Origin of the sequence: Streptomyces sp. NPDC005820 (genome assembly GCF_040630255.1) — a bacterium.
GTDB lineage: Bacteria > Actinomycetota > Actinomycetes > Streptomycetales > Streptomycetaceae > Streptomyces.
Window position 1 is genome coordinate 50914 of sequence record NZ_JBEXXE010000053.1, and the last position, 18514, is coordinate 69427.

Annotated in this window: 17 protein-coding genes; 5 read left to right on the forward strand and 12 right to left on the reverse strand. The window is 71.3% G+C overall.

From position 1 onward, the window contains the following. Positions 1–399: 399 nt before the first annotated feature. Positions 400–1011 (reverse strand): response regulator transcription factor, encoded by a 612-nt coding sequence (locus ABZ464_RS43575; RefSeq protein WP_003948568.1) that lies wholly within the window; start codon positions 1009–1011, stop codon positions 400–402. 379 nt (positions 1012–1390) lie between these two features. On the opposite strand from ABZ464_RS43575, the gene ABZ464_RS43580 reads away from it, so the two are divergent. After that, the gene (locus ABZ464_RS43580; protein ID WP_055638477.1) at positions 1391–1720 is read left to right on the forward strand and encodes a WhiB family transcriptional regulator; all 330 of its coding nucleotides are present in this window, start codon (positions 1391–1393) and stop codon (positions 1718–1720) included. 59 nt (positions 1721–1779) lie between these two features. Here the strand turns inward: ABZ464_RS43580 and ABZ464_RS43585 are convergent, their stop codons facing one another. Further along, positions 1780–2697: a LysR family transcriptional regulator gene (locus ABZ464_RS43585; protein ID WP_359287473.1), complete on the reverse strand. Its 918-nt coding sequence runs from the start codon at positions 2695–2697 to the stop codon at positions 1780–1782. 80 nt (positions 2698–2777) lie between these two features. Here ABZ464_RS43585 and ABZ464_RS43590 point away from each other — a divergent pair, with 80 nt between their 5' ends. From ABZ464_RS43590 to ABZ464_RS43600, 3 genes are all read left to right on the forward strand, one after another. Next, entirely contained in the window at positions 2778–3446 is a 669-nt protein-coding gene (locus ABZ464_RS43590) for an MOSC domain-containing protein (RefSeq protein WP_359287474.1), read from the forward strand. Between the two features lie 96 nt (positions 3447–3542). Continuing rightward, positions 3543–4316, forward strand: a complete 774-nt coding sequence (locus ABZ464_RS43595) for an SDR family oxidoreductase (protein WP_359287475.1) — start codon at positions 3543–3545, stop codon at positions 4314–4316. A gap of 90 nt (positions 4317–4406) precedes the next feature. Beyond that, complete coding sequence (locus ABZ464_RS43600) at positions 4407–5114, forward strand: ester cyclase (protein ID WP_359287476.1); 708 nt, start codon at positions 4407–4409, stop codon at positions 5112–5114. A 98-nt stretch (positions 5115–5212) separates the two neighbouring features. On the opposite strand, the gene groL is transcribed toward ABZ464_RS43600, so the two are convergent. The 4 genes from groL to ABZ464_RS43620 all read right to left on the reverse strand — a co-directional run bounded on the left by groL (position 5213) and on the right by ABZ464_RS43620 (position 9285). After that, positions 5213–6838 carry a chaperonin GroEL gene (gene groL / locus ABZ464_RS43605; RefSeq protein ID WP_359287477.1) on the reverse strand — a complete coding sequence of 542 codons (1626 nt, stop codon included), beginning with the start codon at positions 6836–6838 and terminating at the stop codon, positions 5213–5215. 164 nt (positions 6839–7002) lie between these two features. Next, positions 7003–7311: a co-chaperone GroES gene (gene groES / locus ABZ464_RS43610; RefSeq protein WP_039652762.1), complete on the reverse strand. Its 309-nt coding sequence runs from the start codon at positions 7309–7311 to the stop codon at positions 7003–7005. Positions 7312–7480: 169 nt separating this feature from the next. Next, positions 7481–8356 carry a polysaccharide deacetylase family protein gene (locus ABZ464_RS43615; RefSeq protein ID WP_359287478.1) on the reverse strand — a complete coding sequence of 292 codons (876 nt, stop codon included), beginning with the start codon at positions 8354–8356 and terminating at the stop codon, positions 7481–7483. Beyond that, positions 8353–9285 (reverse strand): polysaccharide deacetylase family protein, encoded by a 933-nt coding sequence (locus tag ABZ464_RS43620; RefSeq protein WP_359287479.1) that lies wholly within the window; start codon positions 9283–9285, stop codon positions 8353–8355. The genes ABZ464_RS43615 and ABZ464_RS43620 overlap by 4 nt, the downstream gene beginning before the upstream one ends. A gap of 364 nt (positions 9286–9649) precedes the next feature. Here ABZ464_RS43620 and ABZ464_RS43625 point away from each other — a divergent pair, with 364 nt between their 5' ends. Continuing rightward, on the forward strand, positions 9650–10819 hold the full coding sequence (locus ABZ464_RS43625) for a methyltransferase domain-containing protein (RefSeq protein ID WP_359287480.1): 1170 nt from the start codon (positions 9650–9652) through the stop codon (positions 10817–10819). Positions 10820–10825: 6 nt separating this feature from the next. On the opposite strand, the gene ABZ464_RS43630 is transcribed toward ABZ464_RS43625, so the two are convergent. The 6 genes from ABZ464_RS43630 to ABZ464_RS43655 all read right to left on the reverse strand — a co-directional run bounded on the left by ABZ464_RS43630 (position 10826) and on the right by ABZ464_RS43655 (position 18439). Continuing rightward, positions 10826–12874 carry a cell wall-binding repeat-containing protein gene (locus ABZ464_RS43630; protein WP_359287501.1) on the reverse strand — a complete coding sequence of 683 codons (2049 nt, stop codon included), beginning with the start codon at positions 12872–12874 and terminating at the stop codon, positions 10826–10828. A 94-nt stretch (positions 12875–12968) separates the two neighbouring features. Then, a complete protein-coding gene (locus ABZ464_RS43635; protein WP_359287481.1) occupies positions 12969–14231 on the reverse strand; it encodes an RNA polymerase sigma factor in 1263 nt (420 codons plus the stop codon). Between the two features lie 47 nt (positions 14232–14278). After that, positions 14279–14635, reverse strand: coding sequence for a YciI family protein (locus tag ABZ464_RS43640; RefSeq protein WP_358990745.1), 357 nt, complete (start codon positions 14633–14635; stop codon positions 14279–14281). 157 nt (positions 14636–14792) lie between these two features. Next, positions 14793–15848: an LCP family protein gene (locus ABZ464_RS43645; protein ID WP_359287482.1), complete on the reverse strand. Its 1056-nt coding sequence runs from the start codon at positions 15846–15848 to the stop codon at positions 14793–14795. A 104-nt stretch (positions 15849–15952) separates the two neighbouring features. Further along, entirely contained in the window at positions 15953–17308 is a 1356-nt protein-coding gene (locus ABZ464_RS43650) for an endo-1,4-beta-xylanase (protein ID WP_359287483.1), read from the reverse strand. 81 nt (positions 17309–17389) lie between these two features. Further along, the gene (locus ABZ464_RS43655; RefSeq protein WP_359287484.1) at positions 17390–18439 is read right to left on the reverse strand and encodes a LacI family DNA-binding transcriptional regulator; all 1050 of its coding nucleotides are present in this window, start codon (positions 18437–18439) and stop codon (positions 17390–17392) included. Positions 18440–18514: the final 75 nt, after the last annotated feature.

An 18514-nucleotide genomic window follows, 5' to 3' on the forward strand; every position in this document is an offset into this window, starting at 1 on the left:
TGCCCAGCCGAGAACCCAAGGCCAGCCCGGCCGAGAACCCAAGGCCTGACCGACACACGACCCAAGGCCTGCCCAGCCGACAACCCAAGGCCAGCCCGGCCGAGAACCCAAGGCCTGACCGACACACGACCCAAGGCCTGCCCAGCCGACAACCCAAGGCCAGCCTGACCGAGAACCCAAGGCCAGCCCGGCGGACCGTCCAGGGCCTGATCGGCGGATCGCGCCGCAGACGCGGGGCCCGGCGCGCCGCCCGGACTCCGGTGAGTTCGCGCGGGGGCACCCCCCTCGCGCCCGTACACCGGCAGCTGCCCCGAACCCGGACCCTGCACCGGCACCGGCACCGAACCCGGCACCGAACAGCCCCGTCGACGCCCAGCGACCCGATCCGAGCGACAGGCCCTAGCGGACCAGTCCCCACCGGAAGCCCAGGGCCACCGCGTGGGCGCGGTCCGAGGCGCCGAGTTTCTTGAACAGGCGCCTGGCGTGGGTCTTGACGGTGTCCTCGGAGAGGAACAGCTCGCGGCCGATCTCCGCGTTGGAGCGGCCGTGGCTCATGCCTTCGAGGACCTGGATCTCCCGCGCGGTGAGCGTCGGCGCCGCGCCCATCTCGGCGGACCGCAGCCGGCGCGGGGCCAGTCGCCAGGTCGGGTCGGCGAGCGCCTGGGTGACGGTCGCCCGCAGCTCCGCGCGCGAGGCGTCCTTGTGCAGATAGCCCCGGGCGCCGGCGGCCACCGCGAGGGCGACGCCGTCCAGGTCCTCGGCGACCGTGAGCATGATGATGCGGGCGCCGGGGTCGGCGGACAGCAGCCGCCGTACGGTCTCGACGCCGCCCAGTCCGGGCATGCGCACGTCCATCAGGATGAGGTCCGAGCGGTCGGCGCCCCAGCGGCGGAGGACTTCCTCGCCGTTGGCCGCCGTCGTCACGCGCTCGACGCCGGGCACGGTCGCGACCGCGCGGCGGAGCGCCTCTCGGGCAAGCGGGGAGTCGTCGCAGACGAGGACGGAAGTCATGGCCGCCCTCCGCAGCTGATGCGCGTCACCTTGTGCCTCCAGGCTGGTGGGAAATCGTCACCTGTGCGGTCGACCGTCTCGGACGCCTGCCCGAGCGTTTGTGTTTTCAACCGCCTCGCACTCTCAACGACGGTCACTCGAAAGAGTTACGGGGCCGCGTGCAGTCTTCGGCACTCTACGTGAGGGTGCGGACACGGTGGAGGCTGCCGCGCTGACCCTCAAGCTTTCATCACAACCCATGCCCCATTCAGCCCTATTTCTTCCCTTTAGCTGGTGTCTGAGGCTAGATTCGCAATGAGTCATATTTTCATCTCCTTAGATCGTAGTTGTACGGTCGTTGGCACCGTATCCGCTCAGAACGGCTACAAGGGGTCACGCAATGGCAGATTTCTCCCGCCTTCCCGGACCGAACGCGGACCTGTGGGACTGGCAGCTCCTGGCTGCCTGCCGCGGGGTGGACAGTTCGCTCTTCTTCCATCCGGAGGGTGAGCGCGGGGCGGCTCGGAGCGCTCGCGAGAACTCGGCCAAGGAGGTCTGCATGAGGTGCCCGGTCCGCGCGCAGTGCGCCGCGCACGCGCTCGCCGTACGCGAGCCGTACGGCGTGTGGGGCGGGTTGACCGAGGACGAGCGCGAGGAGCTGATGGGCCGGGCGCGCAACCGCCTGGTGTCGGCGTCGACGGGCGCGAGAGACGCGTCGTCGGACACGTGAAGGAACATTGAAGGAACGTTTCTGCAAGGAGCGGCGGGCACCCACCGTGCCCGCCGTTCTCATGTGGCCCGAGTCGCCCCCGCCGCCCGCTCCAGCCGCTCCAGCGTCGCCGCGACCGCCGGCACCTGGGCCAGGTCGGGCAGGGTGAGCGCGACGATCTCCCGCCGCACCGCCGGCTCCAGGGTCACCGCGCGCGCTCCCCGGGGCCGTACGGACTCGATCGCGAGCTGGGGCAGGACGGCCACGCCGAGACCGGCGCCGACCAGACCGACCACCGCCGGGTAGTCGTCGGTCGCGAAGTCGATGCGGGGGGTGAACCCCGCGCGCTCGCACACCTCCACCAGCTGGCCGCGACAGCGCGGGCAGCCCGCGATCCACGGCTCGGCGGCGAGTTCGCCGATGGCCACCGCCGCCACGCGCGCGAGCCGGTGCCGCTCGGGCACGAGGGCCACCAGCCGGTCCGTCAGCAGGGGCCGTACGACCAGGTCGTCCCACTCCTCGGCAGGCGCCGCCCCCGGCACGCGCGCGTAGCGGAACGCGAGGGCGACGTCGCAGTCGCCGGCGCGCAGCGCGTCGACCGACTCGGGCGGTTCGGCCTCCTCCAGGGAGACCCGGGTGCCGGGGTGCTCGGCGCGCAGGGCGGCGAGGGCCGTGGGGACGAGGGTGGAGCTGCCGCTGGGGAAGGAGACCAGCCGGACCCGGCCGGCCCGCAGCCCCGCGATGGCGGCGACCTCCTCCTCTGCGGCGGTGAGGCCGGACAGGATCCCGGCCGCGTGCCGGACGAGGGCCTCGCCCGCCTGGGTCAGCCGCATCTCCCGGCCGCTGCGGACCAGCAGGGGGGTGCCCACGGAGGTCTCCAGCGCCTTCATCTGCTGGCTGACGGCCGGCTGGGTGCAGCCCAGCTCGCGCCCGGCCGCCGAGAAGGAGCCGGTGGCGGCGACGGCGCGCAGGACACGGAGATGACGGGCCTCGATCACGTTGTGAGCATAAGTGAATCTTGGGTACGGCGTCGAAAAATGCGTAGCCGCTTTGAGGTGTGGTGACCTACCGTGATGCCATGAGGCTTCTCTCCGTCAACGTGGGCCGGGCGCGAGCCGTCCCGTACAGCGACCATCCGCAGCGGCTGACCGGCATCGACAAGCGGCCGGTCGAGGGACCGGTGCGGATCTCGGCGCCGGGGCCGAAGGGGGTCGCCGGCAGCGGGCTGGCCGGTGACGAGGTCTGCTCCCTGATCCACCACGGCGGGGACGACCAGGCGGTGTACGCGGTCGCGCGCGAGGATCTCGACGACTGGGAGCGCGAGCTGGGGCGCCCGCTGTCCGCCGGCGCGTTCGGCGAGAACCTCACCACCACCGGTCTCGACGTCTCCGGGGCGCGGATCGGCGAGCGCTGGCGGATCGGCCCGGACGTGGTGCTGGAGGTGACCTCCGGGCGGATCCCCTGCCGTACCTTCCAGGGCCACATGGGCGAGGAGAAGTGGGTCAGACGGTTCACGGCGAAGGCGGCGACCGGCGCGTATCTGCGGGTGATCGAGCCGGGCGAGGTGCGCGCGGGGGACGCGATCGGGATCGTCCATGTGCCGGAGCACGAGGTGACGGCCCGGATGCAGTTCCAGGCGGTCACCACCCGTCGTGACCTTCTGCCCCGGCTGCTCGCGGCGGGCGAGGCCCTGCATCCGGAGTCGTTGGCGCAGGCCCGGAAGTACGTGGAGAAGTACGGCGGCTGAACGGCGGTCACGGCGGCGGCCCCCACCGATCCTTCACGTTCGGGAGGGCGTGTGCGCAGAACGGATCCGCACAGTCCGGGTCACTACGCTTCTGCCATGACAACGGCTCTCATCACGGGTTCGACCGCGGGCATCGGCGCCGCGTTCGCCCGCAGACTGGCGGCGGACGGGCATGATCTCGTCCTCGTCGCCCGGGACACCAAGCGGCTGCGCGAGCAGGCGACCGAGTTGCACGACCGGCACGGCATCGAGGCGGAGGTGCTGACCGCCGACCTCGCCACCGACGCGGGCATCGAGGCGGTGGCCGCCCGGCTCGGCGACCGCAAGAACCCGGTCGACCTGCTGATCAACAACGCGGGCTTCGGCAACAAGGGCCGCTATCTCGACGTACCGATGGCCGACGAGCTGAAGATGCTCAAGGTGCACTGCGAGGCGGTGCTGCGGCTGACGTCGGCTGCGGTCGCCTCGATGCGGGAGCGCGGGCGCGGCGGTGTGGTGAACGTGGCCTCGGTCGCGGCCTTCCTGCCGCGCGGGACGTACGGGGCGTCGAAGGCGTGGGTCGTGCAGTTCACGCAGGGCGCGGCGAAGGATCTGGCGGGCAGCGGCGTACGGCTGATGGCGCTGTGCCCGGGTTTCGTGCGGACCGAGTTCCACGAGCGGGCCGGGATGGGTACGGACAACATCCCGGGCTGGATGTGGCTGGACGCGGACAAGCTGGTCGCGGCGGGGCTGGACGATCTGGCGCGCGGGAAGTCGCTGTCGATTCCCGACCCGCGCTACAAGACGCTGATGGGTCTGGTGAAGGTGACGCCGCGCGCGCTGCTGGGCGGGATCAGCTCCCGGACCGGACGGAAGTACGGGCCTCAGTAGCCGGCGTCTCGGTACGCAGGTGACGTCGGCGCTCCGGTGGGAAAATGGGCTTGTCAGAAGACCGGACCCAGGGGGACCGGAGGCGGCGTCATGACTTTCGTGCAGCTCATCGACTGCAGGACCAGTCGGTTCGACGAGATGGACCGGCTGATGGACACATGGGTCGAACAGACCAGGGGTAAGCGGACGGCGACACACGCGGTGGTCGGCAAGGACCGCTCGGACGCGTCGCACTTCATCGAGATCGTGGAGTTCCCCTCGTACGAGGAGGCGATGCGGAACTCGAACCTGCCGGAGACGGACAAGATCTTCCGCGATCTGGTGGCTCTGTGCGACGAGATGCCGACGTTCACGGATCTGGACGTCGTACGGGACGAGAAGCTGTACGCGGCCACCGCGCGGCGGATGTTCGAGACGATCGGCACGCGGGGTGAACTGCCTCCGCTCGACGGTCTGATCGCCGAGGACTACCACGACCACGACCCGGCCAACGAGCAGGACACCATGGGGATGGACGCGATGCGGCGCGAGGTCTCCATGTGGCGCGGCGGCTTCGACTTCGCCTTCGACATCGAGGACCAGATCGCGCAGGACGACCGTGTGTGCAGCCGGTGGACCTGGCGCGGCACCCACAAGGGTGACTTCATGGGCCTCGCGGCCACCGGCAAGCAGGTCACCATGACCGGGACGACCGTCTTCCGTTTCGACGGGAACGGAAAGATCTGCGAGGCCTGGTGGCAGTACGACCGGCTGGGGCTGATGGCGCAACTGGGTGCCCTGGACGCACTGGAGAGCTGACCCCGGCCCCCTCTCGAACCGCAAATCCGCCCGCGAAGGGAGAAGCCCCCCGTTCCGCGACGGAACGGGGGGCTTCTTCGCGCAGGGTGCGGCGTGCCTCAGTGGGCGTGGCCGTGGCCGTGGCCCGCGGCGGCCGGCTCTTCCTCTTCCTTCTTCTCGACGACCAGGGTCTCGGTCGTCAGCAGGAGGGAGGCGATGGAGGCGGCGTTCTCCAGGGCGGAGCGGGTGACCTTGACCGGGTCGATGACGCCGGCCTTGACCAGGTCGCCGTACTCGCCGGTGGCGGCGTTGAAGCCCTGGCCCTTCTCGAGCTCGGCGACCTTGGAGGTGATGACGTAGCCCTCCAGGCCGGCGTTCTCGGCGATCCAGCGCAGCGGCTCGACGGCGGCCTTGCGGACCACGGAGACACCGGTGGCCTCGTCGCCGGTCTTGTCGAGGTTGCCCTCGAGGACCTTGACGGCGTGGACCAGCGCGGAGCCACCACCGGAGACGATGCCCTCCTCGACCGCGGCGCGGGTCGCGGAGATGGCGTCCTCCAGACGGTGCTTCTTCTCCTTCAGCTCCACCTCGGTGGCGGCGCCGACCTTGATCACGCACACGCCGCCGGCCAGCTTCGCGAGGCGCTCCTGGAGCTTCTCGCGGTCCCAGTCGGAGTCGGTGTTCTCGATCTCGGCCTTGATCTGCGCGACGCGGCCGTGCACGTCGGCGGAGTCGCCGGCACCGTCGACGATCGTGGTGTCGTCCTTGGTGATGGTGACGCGGCGGGCGGAACCGAGGACGTCGACGCCGACCTGGTCGAGCTTGAGGCCGACCTCCTCGGAGATGACGGTGGCACCGGTGAGGGTGGCCATGTCCTGCAGCATCGCCTTGCGGCGGTCACCGAAGCCGGGGGCCTTGACCGCGACCGCGTTGAAGGTGCCGCGGATCTTGTTCACGACCAGGGTCGACAGGGCCTCGCCCTCGACGTCCTCGGCGATGATCAGCAGCGGCTTGGAGGAGTTGGTCTGGATGACCTTCTCCAGCAGCGGCAGCAGGTCGGCGATGGAGCCGATCTTGCCCTGGTTGATGAGGATGTAGGGGTCCTCGAGGACGGCCTCCATGCGCTCCTGGTCCGTCACGAAGTACGGCGACAGGTAGCCCTTGTCGAAGGCCATGCCCTCGGTGAAGTCCAGCTCCAGACCGAAGGTGTTGGACTCCTCGACGGTGATGACACCGTCCTTGCCGACCTTGTCCATCGCCTCGGCGATGAGCTCGCCGACCTGCTGGTCCTGGGCGGACAGCGCGGCGACGGCGGCGATGTCCGCCTTGTCGTCGATCGGGCGCGCGGTGGCGAGCAGCTCGTCGGAGACGGCCTTGACCGCGGCGTCGATGCCCTTCTTCAGGGCGGCCGGGGAAGCGCCGGCGGCGACGTTCTTCAGGCCCTCGCGGACGAGCGCCTGGGCCAGCACGGTGGCGGTGGTGGTGCCGTCACCCGCGATGTCGTTGGTCTTGGTCGCCACCTCCTTCACGAGCTGGGCGCCGAGGTTCTCGTACGGGTCGTCGATCTCCACCTCACGGGCGATGGTGACGCCGTCGTTGGTGATGGTCGGGGCGCCGAACTTCTTGTCGATGACGACGTTGCGGCCCTTGGGACCGATCGTCACCTTGACCGTGTCGGCCAGCTTGTTGACGCCGCGCTCGAGGGCGCGACGGGCGTCCTCGTCGAACTTCAGGATCTTCGCCATGACAGCGGCAGCCCTCTCGGAAATCTGTGGGCGGAAAACGTGGGGTGAAAAGGCACTGCGCCCCGGGCGCCCGGCTTCTTATGTGGTGGCGGGAGCCAGGGGCGCAGCATCAGGCTTCAAGCACGCAATGTGCTTTCGAGCACGCAGTGTGCTCGGGTGAAGAACTACTTCTCGATGATCGCGAGAACGTCGCGAGCCGAGAGGACGAGGTACTCCTCGCCGTTGTACTTCACCTCGGTGCCGCCGTACTTGCTGTACAGGACGACGTCGCCGACCTTGACGTCGAGCGGCAGGCGCTCGCCGTTCTCGAAGCGGCCCGGGCCCACGGCGAGGACGGCGCCCTCCTGGGGCTTCTCCTTCGCGGTGTCCGGGATGACCAGGCCGGAGGCCGTGGTCTGCTCGGCGTCGAGCGGCTGGACCACGATGCGGTCCTCAAGCGGCTTGATGGCAACCTTGGAGCTGGCGGTCGTCACGATCCGACCTCCCCCTTCGGAGATCTCACGGGGTTAACTGTCTGAGGTGGCGACCAGGTGGATCCGTCGTCGCGGGTGCCGGACCTGCCCGTCGCGTTGTTGGCACTCTCCAGTGGGGAGTGCCAGAGCCGAGACTATGACCGCGATTAGCACTCGGTCAAGCGGACTGCTAATCCCGGCGGGGCGTCGGCCGGTTTTCCGGCTTTGCGGTGCCCTGTAGGTAGCCCTCCAGGTAGCCCTCCAGGTAGTCCTCCAGGTAGTCCTCCAGCCTGCCCACCGTCAGGCCGCGCTCCCGCACCACCCGCAGCAGTCGCGTCGTCCGTTCCCGCAGGCTCGGGCCCGTCGACTCGTCCGGGTCCAGGGCGACGATGTCGCCGGGGCCGAGGCCGGGGGCGCCGTGGGTGTAGGTGAGGCCGGCGGGGCCCATGGCGGCGCGCCACAGGACGACGGCCGCGATGCCGCAGTCGGCGGCGGCGCGCAGGGTGGTGGTGTCGTACGTGCCGTAGGGCGGGCGGAAGAGGCGGGGGCGCAGGCCGAAGCGGGCGTGGAGCTTCTCCTGCTGGCCGCAGATCTCGGCGCGCTGGCCGGCGTACGGGAGGCCGCGCAGGGCCGCGTGGTCGAGGGTGTGGTTCTCCAGGGTCGCGCCGACCGCGCGGAGGCGGGCGAAGTGGCCGTAGCCGGGGCCGACCACGCTGTCGGTGAGGAACACGCTGACAGGGAGGCGGAGTTCGCGGACGAGGTCGACGAAGCGGGGGTCGCGTTCGGCGCCGTCGTCGTAGGTGAGGAAGACGACCTTGTCGTGGGTGGGGACGCGGTCGACGACCGGCGGGAGGGACTCTTGGCCCGAGTGACCGGAGTGACCGGAGCGGCCGGGACCGCCGGGGCCGCCGGGGCTCCCGGGGGCGCCGGGGTCGTGGGACAGGGGCCGCACCCGTTGGGCCGCCTTCTTGCCCAGGCGTTCGATCGGGTCGACGGACTGGGCGCAGCCGGTCAGCGTCGTCACCGTCAGCGCCAGCAGTACGGCGATCAGCCCCCGCGTCCTCACAGGTAGTCCTCCAGGCGTGCCACCGCGTACCCCTGCGCCGTGACCTTGTTCAGGAACCGGCGGACCATGTCGGGCATGGTGCCCTTCCACTCGCCCCGGCCGCGGAAGTGGCTCAGGACGATGTCGCCGGGGTGGAGGTCCTGGTCCCACTCGCGGTACTCCCAGTGGTCGACGAAGACCTCCTCGTCCCAGAGTGGCGCGTACGTCACCCCGCAGGACTTCGCGGCGATCAGCGTGTCGCGGTTGTAGTTGCCGTAGGGGGGCCGGAAGAGGACCGGGCGTCTGCCGTACCGCTCGCCGATCACCTGCTGCATGCCGCAGATCTCGTGCTTCTGCTGCCGGTAGGACAGGCCGGGCAGATAGGGGTGGTGGAGGGTGTGGTTGTTCAGGGTCACCCCGGCGGCCTGCATCTTCTTGAAGTACGGGTAGTCGTCGCTGATGAGGTAGTCGCTGAGGAAGGCGGTGTACGGGATCCGCAGCTCGCTCATCATCCGCAGGAACCGCGGGTCCTTCTCGGCGCCGTCGTCGATGGTGAGGAAGACGACCTTGTCCCGGGTGGGGATCGAGGTGAAGACGGGCGGGAGGCCGAGTTCCTCGTGGTCGCGCACCTCGAAGCCGTCCCGGGTGGTGATCCGGGGCTTCTTCGCGGGCGGGGGCGGCGGGGTCAGCGGGACCTTCCGCAGGCCCCAGCTGCGGGCCGCGGCGACCCGGTTCGCCTGCTCGGCGCGCAGCCGCTCGGCGTACGAGTGCAGCGCCCGGACCGGGGGTGCGGCCTGGCCGGCCTGCTGGCCGGGGGCCGGGTCGCCGCCCTCGGGGTCGCCGCCCTCCGCGCAGCCCGCCACGATCGCGGTGAGAACCAGCAGCGCGATGCCGCCGCGCAACCCGACCCGAGAAGCGCCAATTTTGTCATTTTGTACGACAGCTCCCATGGCGCCGGATCTTCCCAGCCCCGCCCCCGCACCCCGCCCCGACACCGCCACCGACACCCCGCCGTCCCCCGACCGGCCCACAGGGGGACCGACCGCCCGCACCCGGACCAACCGGGCGCACGAGGATCGACCGCCCCCACAGGGCCCCACCGGCCCGCACGAAGACCGGCCGCTCACACGGGGGCCGGCCAGCCCGCACGAAGACCAGCCGCCCACACGAAGACCGACCGACCCGCACGAAGACCAGCCGCCCACACGAAGACCGACCGACCCGCACGAAGACCGGCCGCCCGCACGAGGACCGGCGGCGACAAGATCACCGGCCGGCGCCGCACCGCCCGGTCCCCTGACCGACAATGACCCCGTGAACGACCTCGCCCCCCTCCTCACCCCCGAAGGCCTCGCTCTCCTCGACGCCGTGCGGGGCACCGCCCCCTCCGATGAACTCGCCGTCGCCACGCGGCTGCGCCGTGAGCATCCCGCCGAGTTGGTGTCGGCGGCGCTCGGACAGGCGCGGCTGCGACAGCGGGCGGTGGCGAAGTTCGGGGCCGAGGACGCCGGGCGGATGTTCTTCACCCCCCACGGGGTGGAGCAGTCGACGCGGGCGAGTGTGGCGGCGTACCGGGCCGGACGGCTCAAGGAGCTCGGCGTGACCTCGGTGGCCGACCTGTGCTGCGGGATCGGCGGCGACGCGATCGCCCTCGCCCGGGCGGGGATCCGGGTGCTGGCCGTGGACCGCGATCCGCTGACGGCCGGGGCCGCCCGGGCCAACGCCGAGGCCCTGGGACTCGCCGACCTGATCGACGTACGGGAAGCCGATGTCACCGAGGTGGACACCGGCGGGTACGACGCCGTGTTCGTGGACCCCGCGCGGCGGGGCGGACGCGGGCGGATCTTCGACCCCGAGGCCTACTCCCCGCCCCTGTCCTGGGCGGTCGGCGCCGCCCTCGCCGCGCCCCGGGCGGCCCTGAAGATCGCACCCGGGGTGCCGCACGAGGCCGTCCCCGCCGAGGCCGAGGCCGAGTGGATCTCGGACGGCGGTGACGTGAAGGAGGCGGTGCTGTGGTTCGGCACCGAGCCGGGGGTCGTGCGGGCGACACTGCTGCCGGGGCCGCGCACCCTGCTCGGCACCGGTCTGCCGAACCCGGACGTACGGCCCCTCGGCCGCTATCTGTACGAGCCCGACGGCGCCGTCATCCGCGCCCATCTGGTCGCCGAGGTGGCCGCGGAGCTGGACGGCGGGCTCGTCGACGAGACCATCGCGTACGTCACCGCCGACGCCCTGCGGCCGACCCCGTACGCCACCGCCTACGAGATCACCGATCAACTCCCCTTCAACGTGAAGAGGTTGAAGGCCCTGCTGCGGGAGCGGGAGGTGGGGATCCTGACCGTGAAGAAGCGCGGCTCGGCCGTGGAGCCGGAGGAGCTGCGCCGCAAGGTGCTGCCGAAGGGGCACGGGCCGCACTCGGCGACCGTGTTCCTCACCCGGGTGGCGGGCGCCCCGACGATGCTGCTCGGAGCGCCCGCCACCTGAGCGGCGCTACTGCCGCCGGCGCGTCGCGAGGTCGCCCAGGTGCGGGTCGGCGCCCGCCGGGCCCGAGCGCGGCAGCGGGTCGGCGCTCCCGGCACCCGCCCCGGCGCCGGCCCCGATGCTCAGCGCGGTCCGCGCGCTGTTCGGGACGACGCCGTTGTAGTACGGCCGGTACTCGAAGTACCTGGTGCCCGCGCTGATCGAGGCGCCCACGGTGTTCAGCGCGCCCGTGGTGACCGAGCCGGTGGTGCCGAAGGCGGCCACCGAGCCGAGGCTCGCGGACTCACGCACCAGATAGCTGTTGACCTCGCTCGACAGGGCGGGGCGGGACGTCCACAGCAGGGGGCCGAAGACGTTGAAGGCGCCGGCCGCGGAGACGCCGTCCCGCCAGGTGCCGGTGTAGGAGAGGGCGGCCAGGTTCGGCGCGGTCCACCAGAACTTGGCGATGTTGACCGAGATCGCCGCGTCGTTGGCGCCCGAGATCGGGTAGTAGGTGTACGTCGACGGCCACCGCGAGTAGCTCGCATGGGTGAGGGCGTACTTCGCCGCCGAACCGACCGTGATGACCATGGTCTTGTCGGGGTTCAGGCTGTTCAGGTACGACTTCACCGACGTCGTCAGCTTGTTGCCGTTGGTGAGGACCACACTGCCCGCGCTCGCGGTGCCGTCCGCGCCGGCCGCGGCGGCCGCCGAGAGGGCGGCGCGGACCTCGGTGCCGCCGGCCAGGAAGACGTACTTGGGGGCGGTGCTGACAGCCTTCGCGACGGCGACGGAGGTCGCGTAGCGGTCGGCGCCCGAGAGCCGCTTCGGGACGTAGCCGAGGGTCTTGAGCTGGGTGGCGACCGTGCCGCTCAGAATGGACGTGCCGCCCACGAGATAGACGGTCCTGCCCTTCGGCAGCATCCGCTTGAGTTCCTTCTTCACCGCGGTCGACAGCCCCGTCTTCGGGGTCATCAGCACCGGGCCGGCCTTCTTGCCGGCCAGGGCGGGCGCGGTGAGGGAGTAGGCGGCGTCGTCGCGGTTGACCAGGACGGCGGACTTGGCGTTCATCAGGCCCGGCACGCTCTGTCCGAGGGTGTTCCAGGTCCAGCGGGAGGAGGCGATGTTGGTGGCGTAGGCGTCGCTGCCCCAGACCCGTTCGGTCCTGTTCTTGCGCAGCGGCTGGTAGCTGGGGTTGTTGACGGAGCTGCTGCGCGAGGCGTCCGTGACCGGGGTGAGCGTGCCGGTCGCCACGTCCACGGAGGCGAGGGTGTGCACGTCGTCGCTGTTCGCCGAGGTGTGCGCGTCGAGGACGATCCGGGTGCCGGTGGGCGACCAGGACGGGTTGGCGTACCGGTTCGGGCCGGTGGTGAGCTGCTTGACGTCGGTGCCGTCGGCCTTCGCCGTGAAGAGCTGCGGGTTGCCGTCGGCGTCCTTGCGGACGAAGGCGAGCTTGGTGCCGTCCGGCGAGTAGGCGGGCTGCTCGGCGTCGGTCAGGACACGCTTGACGGTCTGCGCGGTGCCGTCGAAGACGTACACGCCGGGGGTGCCGGTGCAGCTCGCGGTGCGGCGCTCGAAGGCGAGCAGGCCGCCCACGCTCACCGTCGGCTCGCTGTCGCAGACCGAGGCGGGTTCCTGGGTCGCGGTCAGCAGCGGGCGGGGCGCCCATGCGCCGTCGGAGGGGCCGTAGACGATCTGGCCGCCGGTGGCGAAGACGACGTACCGGCCGCCCCACCAGAAGGCCAGGTCCTCGTACGGGGCGCTGGAGCGCACGTCGACCGCGCGGGGCAGGGTGAACTTCCCGCTGCCGCCCGCGCGGACGCTGGAGACCTGGCTCCCGGTGCTGATCAGCCGGCTGCCGTCCGGTGCCCAGGCGGCGTAGGCGCCCACGTTGGGGATCACGGTGCCCGCGCCGGTGGCCGGGTCGAGCAGCAGTCCGCCGTCGTTGAGGATCCGACCCTCGGTGCCGGGCCAGGGGCCCGCGTCGTCGGCGGCGGCACCCGGCGCGGTCGCCAGGGTGCCCACGGCGGCGAGCGCGGCCGCGGTGGCGAGCGCCGCGGCACGGCGGCGCGTGAACATTCTCAAGTTGTCGTCCCCCCAGGGATCACACGTCACAGCCGCTTCACAGCGGCTCGCACACTTTAGTGGTCAACTGGACTTCACAGGAACAGAGTTACGAATCGCACGTGGCCGCCCGGGCCAGCAGCAGCTCCCGCTCGCGTTCGTTGCGCGCCAGGGCCGCCGCCCGCTCGAACTCGGCCCGCGCCTGCGCCGTACGCCCGAGGCGCAGCAGCAGATCGCCGCGGACGCTGGGCAGCAGGTGGTAGTCGCGCAGGGCGGGCTCGGCGGCCAGGGTGTCGACGATCTCCAGAGCGGGGCCCGGTCCGTCGGCCATGGAGACGGCGACCGCGCGGTTGAGTTCGACGACCGGGGACGGGGCGCGGGCGGCCAGCAGGCCGTAGAGGGTGGCGATGGCGGCCCAGTCGGTGTCCTCGTAGGTGAGGGCGTGGGCGTGGCAGGCGGCGATGGCGGCCTGGAGGGCGTACGGGCCCGGGGCGCCGGCGGAGGTGGCGCCGGCCCGGTCCAGGGCGGTGATGCCGCGGGCGATCAGCATGCGGTTCCAGCGGCGCCGGTTCTGGTCCCCGAGGAGGACGGGGGCGCCGTCGGGGGCGGTGCGGGCGGCCGTGCGGGAGGCCTGGAACTCCAGCAGGGAGACCAGGCCGTGCACCTCGGGCTCCTTCGGCATCAGCGCGGCCAGCTGCCGGGCCAGGCGCAGCGCGTCCTCGCACAGCGACGGGCGCAGCCAGTCGTCGCCGGCGGTGGCGGCGTAGCCCTCGTTGAAGATCAGGTAGATGACGTCGAGGACCGAGCCGAGCCGGGCCTCGCGGTCGGTTCCGTACGGCACCTCGAAGGCGACGTTCTTCGTGGCGAGGGTCCGCTTCGCCCGGACGACGCGCTGGGCGACCGTGGGTTCGGGGACCAGGTAGGCGCGGGCGATCTCGGCCGTGCTGAGGCCGCCGAGGAGACGCAGGGTGAGGGCGGTGCGGGCCTCGGCGGACAGCACCGGGTGGCAGGTGGTGAAGACGAGCCGGAGCAGGTCGTCGTCGATGGCGTCCGGGTCCTGCGGTTCCTGCGGCGGGGGCGCGTCCTCCAGGGTGCGGCCGATCTCCTGGAGCTTGCGGGCGTAGGTCTCCCGGCGGCGGACCAGGTCGACGGCGCGGTGCCGGGCGGCGGCGGTGAGCCAGGCGCCCGGCCGGTCCGGCACGCCCTCGCGCGGCCACTGCTCCAGTGCGGCGACCAGGGCGTCCTGGGTCAGTTCCTCGGCGATGCCGACGTCCCGGACGACCCGGGTGACGGCGGCGACGACCCGGGGGAACTCCAGGCGGAAGACGGTCTCGATGGCGGTCCGGGGGTCGGTGGTGGGCTGTGGTTCCACAGTCCACCATCGAACACCCTGCCCGCGGGTCCGCACAGCGGACGGGCTCATCCCTCGGCGATCTCCCGCACCTCACAGGTGACGGTCCAGAACTCCTCGTGGACCTTCAGGAACCGGGTGGCCCACTCGATGGCCTCGGCCCTGTCCTTGCACTGCATGATCGCGTACCCGCCGACGACCTCCTTGGCCTCGGTGAACGGCCCGTCGGTGACGGAGATCCGCCCGCCCTCCCAGTGCACCCGGGTGCCCTGCGCGGACGGCAGCAGTCCGGCGGTGTCGAGCATGACGCCGGCCTTGGTGACCTCCTCGATCAGCTCGCCCATCCGCTGCATCAGCTCGGGGCTGGGGCCCTCGGCGGGGGCGGAGTTCTCGTCGATCTTCACGAGCGACAGGTAACGGGGCATGGTGACTCCTCTTGGCTCCGTGCGACCGGGTCCGTCCCGGCTTCTCACCCCTGCGTCGAACGGGAGACGGCCGGATCGACACCCTCGCCGAATTTTTCCGGGAAATCTTTCCCGGCGCTCGAAGCCGTGGTGACGGGCCTGCTCGGGCCCGGATGGGTCACTTCAGGGACTTCCACAGCTTGCTCGCCGCCGGTTCCTCCGCGATCACCCGGTTGGGGTCGGAGGGGGCCGTCACCACCGGCATGGTGACCGTCTTGACCTCGTCGGCCGTGAGGCCCTGCAGGCTCTGGCCGAGTTCCATCAGTTCGGAGAGGGAGTTCAGACCGGTGTCGGTGGTGAGGCTGCCGGTGATCGCGTCGGCGACCCCGTAGAGCTCGGTGGGGCTGGTGAGGAGGTTCGTGGAGGCGACCTGCTCCAGCAGGGCCTTCACCAGTTTCTGCTGGAGGCCTATGCGGCCGAGGTCGCTGCCGTCGCCTATGCCGTGCCGGGTGCGGGCGAGGGCGAGGGCCTGCTTGCCGTTCAGATGGTGGGTGCCGGCCTGGAGGTGGAGGTGGCTGTCGTCGTCGTCGATGTCCTCGTCGGTGGTGACGGTGACCCCGCCGAGCGCGTTCACGAGCTTGGCGAAGCCGGAGAAGTCGACCTCGATGTAGTGGTCCATCCGGACGTTCGTGATCGACTCGACGGTCTTCACCGCGCACACCGGGCCGCCCAGCGAGTAGGCGGAGTTGAACATCACGCCGTACGCCACCGCGGAGGTGCCGCCGGAGGACAGCGGGCAGGAGGGCCGGGTGACGAGGGTGTCGCGCGGGATGCTGACCACGGTCGCGCCGGTGCGGCCCGCGTCGATGTGCACGACCATCGCCGTGTCGGAGCGGGCGCCGGAGCTGTCGCCGCCGCCGAGTTCCTGGTTCTCCGCGCCGCTGCGCGAGTCCGAGCCCAGGACGAGGATGTTCACCGCCTCGGTGGGCAGTGGGGAGGCGGACGCCGAGGCGGTGGCGCTCGGGGTGGTGACCGACTTCGCGGGGCGGTTGTCGCCGAGCGCCTGGTCGATGTCGACGCTTCTGATGTTGTCGTTGAGGTGCCAGTAGGCCCAGCCCGCCGTCCCGATGCCCAGCACCAGGGCGGCGGCCAGGGTGAGGCCGGCGGCCCTCAGCACTGTGGACCGCCGGCCCGCTCTTCTGCCGTCTTCGCCGTGCTCCTCGTGTCGCGTCACGGGGAGGACCGTAGGTGTGGATTATTAGCGGACTGTTAGGACGGCGGGCCCGGCCGGGATTTCTCGTGAAAATCTCACGATTCTCAGCCCGGCATCACCGGCGATCAGCCCAGCGTCACCGTCGGCACCGGATTGCTCCCGCTCCAGCTCGCGTTGAACCCGAAGCTCACCGAACCGCCGTCCGGCACCGTCCCGTTGTACGAGGCGTTCACGCAGGTGACGGCGGCCCCCGACTGGGTGCAGCCGGCGTTCCAGGCCTGGGTGATCTGCTGTCCGGCGCCGTACGTCCAGGTCACCTTCCAGGACGACAGCGAGGCACCCGAGCAGGAGATCGTCACGTTCCCGGTGAACCCGGTGTTCCACTGGCTGCCCACGCTGTACGCCGCGGTGCACGCGCCGGTCGGCGGGGGCGTGGTCGTACCGCCGAGCGCCTCCGCGATGCCGTAGTACGCCGGTTTCGGCGCGTAGTTCGCGTCGTACGGCGTCGCCGCGCCCTGCCCCGGGAAGGTGCTCTCCACCCAGGAGTCGGAGTCGGTGAAGCCCCACACGGTGAGGTTCACACACCGCGCGACCGCCACGCAGGCGGCGGTGACCGCCTTGTAGTCGGCCTTCTGCTGGGCGAGTTTGGCGCTGTCGGAGGGCAGGGTCATCCGGATGTCCAGCTCGGTGATCGCCACGTCCACGCCGAGGTCGGCGAAGCGCTGGATGTTCTGCTGGAGGGTGGAGGGGACCTGGCCGAGGATGAGATGGGCCTGGAGGCCGACCCCGTCGATCGGGACCCCGCGCTCCTTCAGCGACTTGACCAGGTTGTACAGGGCGGTCGACTTCGCGTTGACGCCCTCCACGTTGTAGTCGTTGATGTAGAGCTTCGCGGCCGGGTCGGCGGCCCGCGCCCAGGTCAGGGCGTTCGCGATGTAGTCGGCGCCGAGGCCGTTGTACCAGAGGGTCGAGCGGTAGGTGCCGTCCTCGTTGAAGGGCTCGTTGACGACGTCCCAGGCGGCGAGCTTCCCCTTGTAGCGGCCGACCTCGGTGCTGATGTGGTTCTGCAGCAGGGTGGTGAGCTGGGCGGAGGTCCAGCTGCCGTTCGTCAGCCAGCTCGGGTTCTGGCTGTGCCAGACCAGGGTGTGGCCGCGCACCTGCTGGTTGTGGGCCTGGGCGAACGCCACGATCTGGTCCGCCTCGGTCCAGTTGAAGGAGCCCTGGGTCGGCTCCACCGAGCCCCACTTCATGGCGTTGCCGGGGGTCAGCGAGGAGAACTGTGCCCCGGCGATGTCGCCGTAGGTGCCGGTCAGCTTGGAGCCGGTGACCGCCGTGCCGATGACCTTGCCCTTCGCGGTGCCGAGATCGCGCAGGGGGGTGTCGGCGGCGTGGGCGGGCGGGGCGGCGAGCAGCAGCGCGCAGCCCGCCACGAGGGATGTCACGAGGGAGGTCAGGGACAGGCCTGTTCTCAGAGATCTCATGCGGGTGCCTCCGAAAGTTTCGGCCGTGCAACCGATTGACTTCGGAGGAGTGTGGAGGCGCTCACCACACCCGTCAATACGTCAACTTCCAGCCAGCGGCGGCGATGCGGTGCTCGTGCGCACCACCAGACTCGTCGCCAGCTCCACCCGGGTCGCGGCCGGTGTCTCCTGCGCCGTGGACCGCCCCAGCTCCAGCACCAGCCGGGCCGCCGCCTCCGCCATCTCGGTGAGCGGCTGCCGTACGGTCGTCAGCGGCGGCCCCACCCAGCGGGCCACCGGAAGATCGTCGAAGCCGACCACGCTGACGTCCTCCGGGATGCGCAGCCCCAGCTCACGGGCGGCCTCGTAGACGCCGAGGGCCTGGAGGTCGTTGCCGGCGAAGACGGCGGTGGGCCGGTCGGGGCGGTCCAGCAGTTCACGGCCGAGCCGGTAGCCGGTCTCGTGGTGGAAGTCGCCGGTCTTGACCAGGCCCGGCTCGACCGGCAGCCCGGCGGTCTCCAGGGCGGCCCGGTAGCCGTCGATCCGGGCCCGGCTGCACATCATCTGCGGGGGTCCGCTGATCGCCCCGATCCGCCGGTGCCCCAGTTCCACCAGATGCCGGGTGGCGGCCAGGCCGCCCTGCCAGTTGGTGGCCCCGATCGAGGGCACGTCCGCCCCCGGGTCGCCCGCCGGGTCCATCACCACGAACGGGATGGTGCGGCTGGTCAGCAGCGCCCGCTGGGACTCGTCGAGCCCGGACAGCACCAGCACCACCCCGTGCGGACGGCGGGCGGCGACCTGGTCGGCCCAGGTCCGCCCGGGGGTGAGCCGGCCGGCGCTCTCGCTGAGCACCACGCTCAGCCCGGCGTCCCGCGCCACGTTCTCCACGCCCCGGATGACCTCCATCGCCCAGGCGCTCTCCAGCTCGTGGAAGACCAGGTCGATCAGGGGCGAACGGGTCGCCTCGGCCCGCCGTCGCCGGTACCCGTGGGCGCGCAGCAGCTCCTCGACGCGGGTGCGGGTCGCGGGGGCGACGTCGGCACGGCCGTTGAGGACCTTCGAAACAGTCGGGGCCGAGACGCCGGCCTCGCGGGCGATCTCCGCGAGCGTGGCGGTCTGCGGCCGCGTTTCAGCGGGCTCGGAGCGTGTCATGGCGGCGATCGTATCCCCGCGCGGCCTCTTGACTAACCCCTCGCAGCGCCATAGGTTCCCGGAACATTCGAAGTG

Coding starts and splice junctions, on each gene's coding strand:
- ABZ464_RS43575 (WP_003948568.1), bottom strand. CDS start 1,011: ATGACTTCCGTCCTCGTCTGCGACGACTCCCCGCTTGCCCGAGAGGCG.
- ABZ464_RS43580 (WP_055638477.1), top strand. CDS start 1,391: ATGGCAGATTTCTCCCGCCTTCCCGGACCGAACGCGGACCTGTGGGAC.
- ABZ464_RS43590 (WP_359287474.1), top strand. CDS start 2,778: ATGAGGCTTCTCTCCGTCAACGTGGGCCGGGCGCGAGCCGTCCCGTAC.
- ABZ464_RS43595 (WP_359287475.1), top strand. CDS start 3,543: ATGACAACGGCTCTCATCACGGGTTCGACCGCGGGCATCGGCGCCGCG.
- ABZ464_RS43600 (WP_359287476.1), top strand. CDS start 4,407: ATGACTTTCGTGCAGCTCATCGACTGCAGGACCAGTCGGTTCGACGAG.
- groL (WP_359287477.1), bottom strand. CDS start 6,838: ATGGCGAAGATCCTGAAGTTCGACGAGGACGCCCGTCGCGCCCTCGAG.
- ABZ464_RS43620 (WP_359287479.1), bottom strand. CDS start 9,285: ATGGGAGCTGTCGTACAAAATGACAAAATTGGCGCTTCTCGGGTCGGG.
- ABZ464_RS43630 (WP_359287501.1), bottom strand. CDS start 12,874: ATGTTCACGCGCCGCCGTGCCGCGGCGCTCGCCACCGCGGCCGCGCTC.
- ABZ464_RS43640 (WP_358990745.1), bottom strand. CDS start 14,635: ATGCCCCGTTACCTGTCGCTCGTGAAGATCGACGAGAACTCCGCCCCC.
- ABZ464_RS43650 (WP_359287483.1), bottom strand. CDS start 17,308: ATGAGATCTCTGAGAACAGGCCTGTCCCTGACCTCCCTCGTGACATCC.
- ABZ464_RS43655 (WP_359287484.1), bottom strand. CDS start 18,439: ATGACACGCTCCGAGCCCGCTGAAACGCGGCCGCAGACCGCCACGCTC.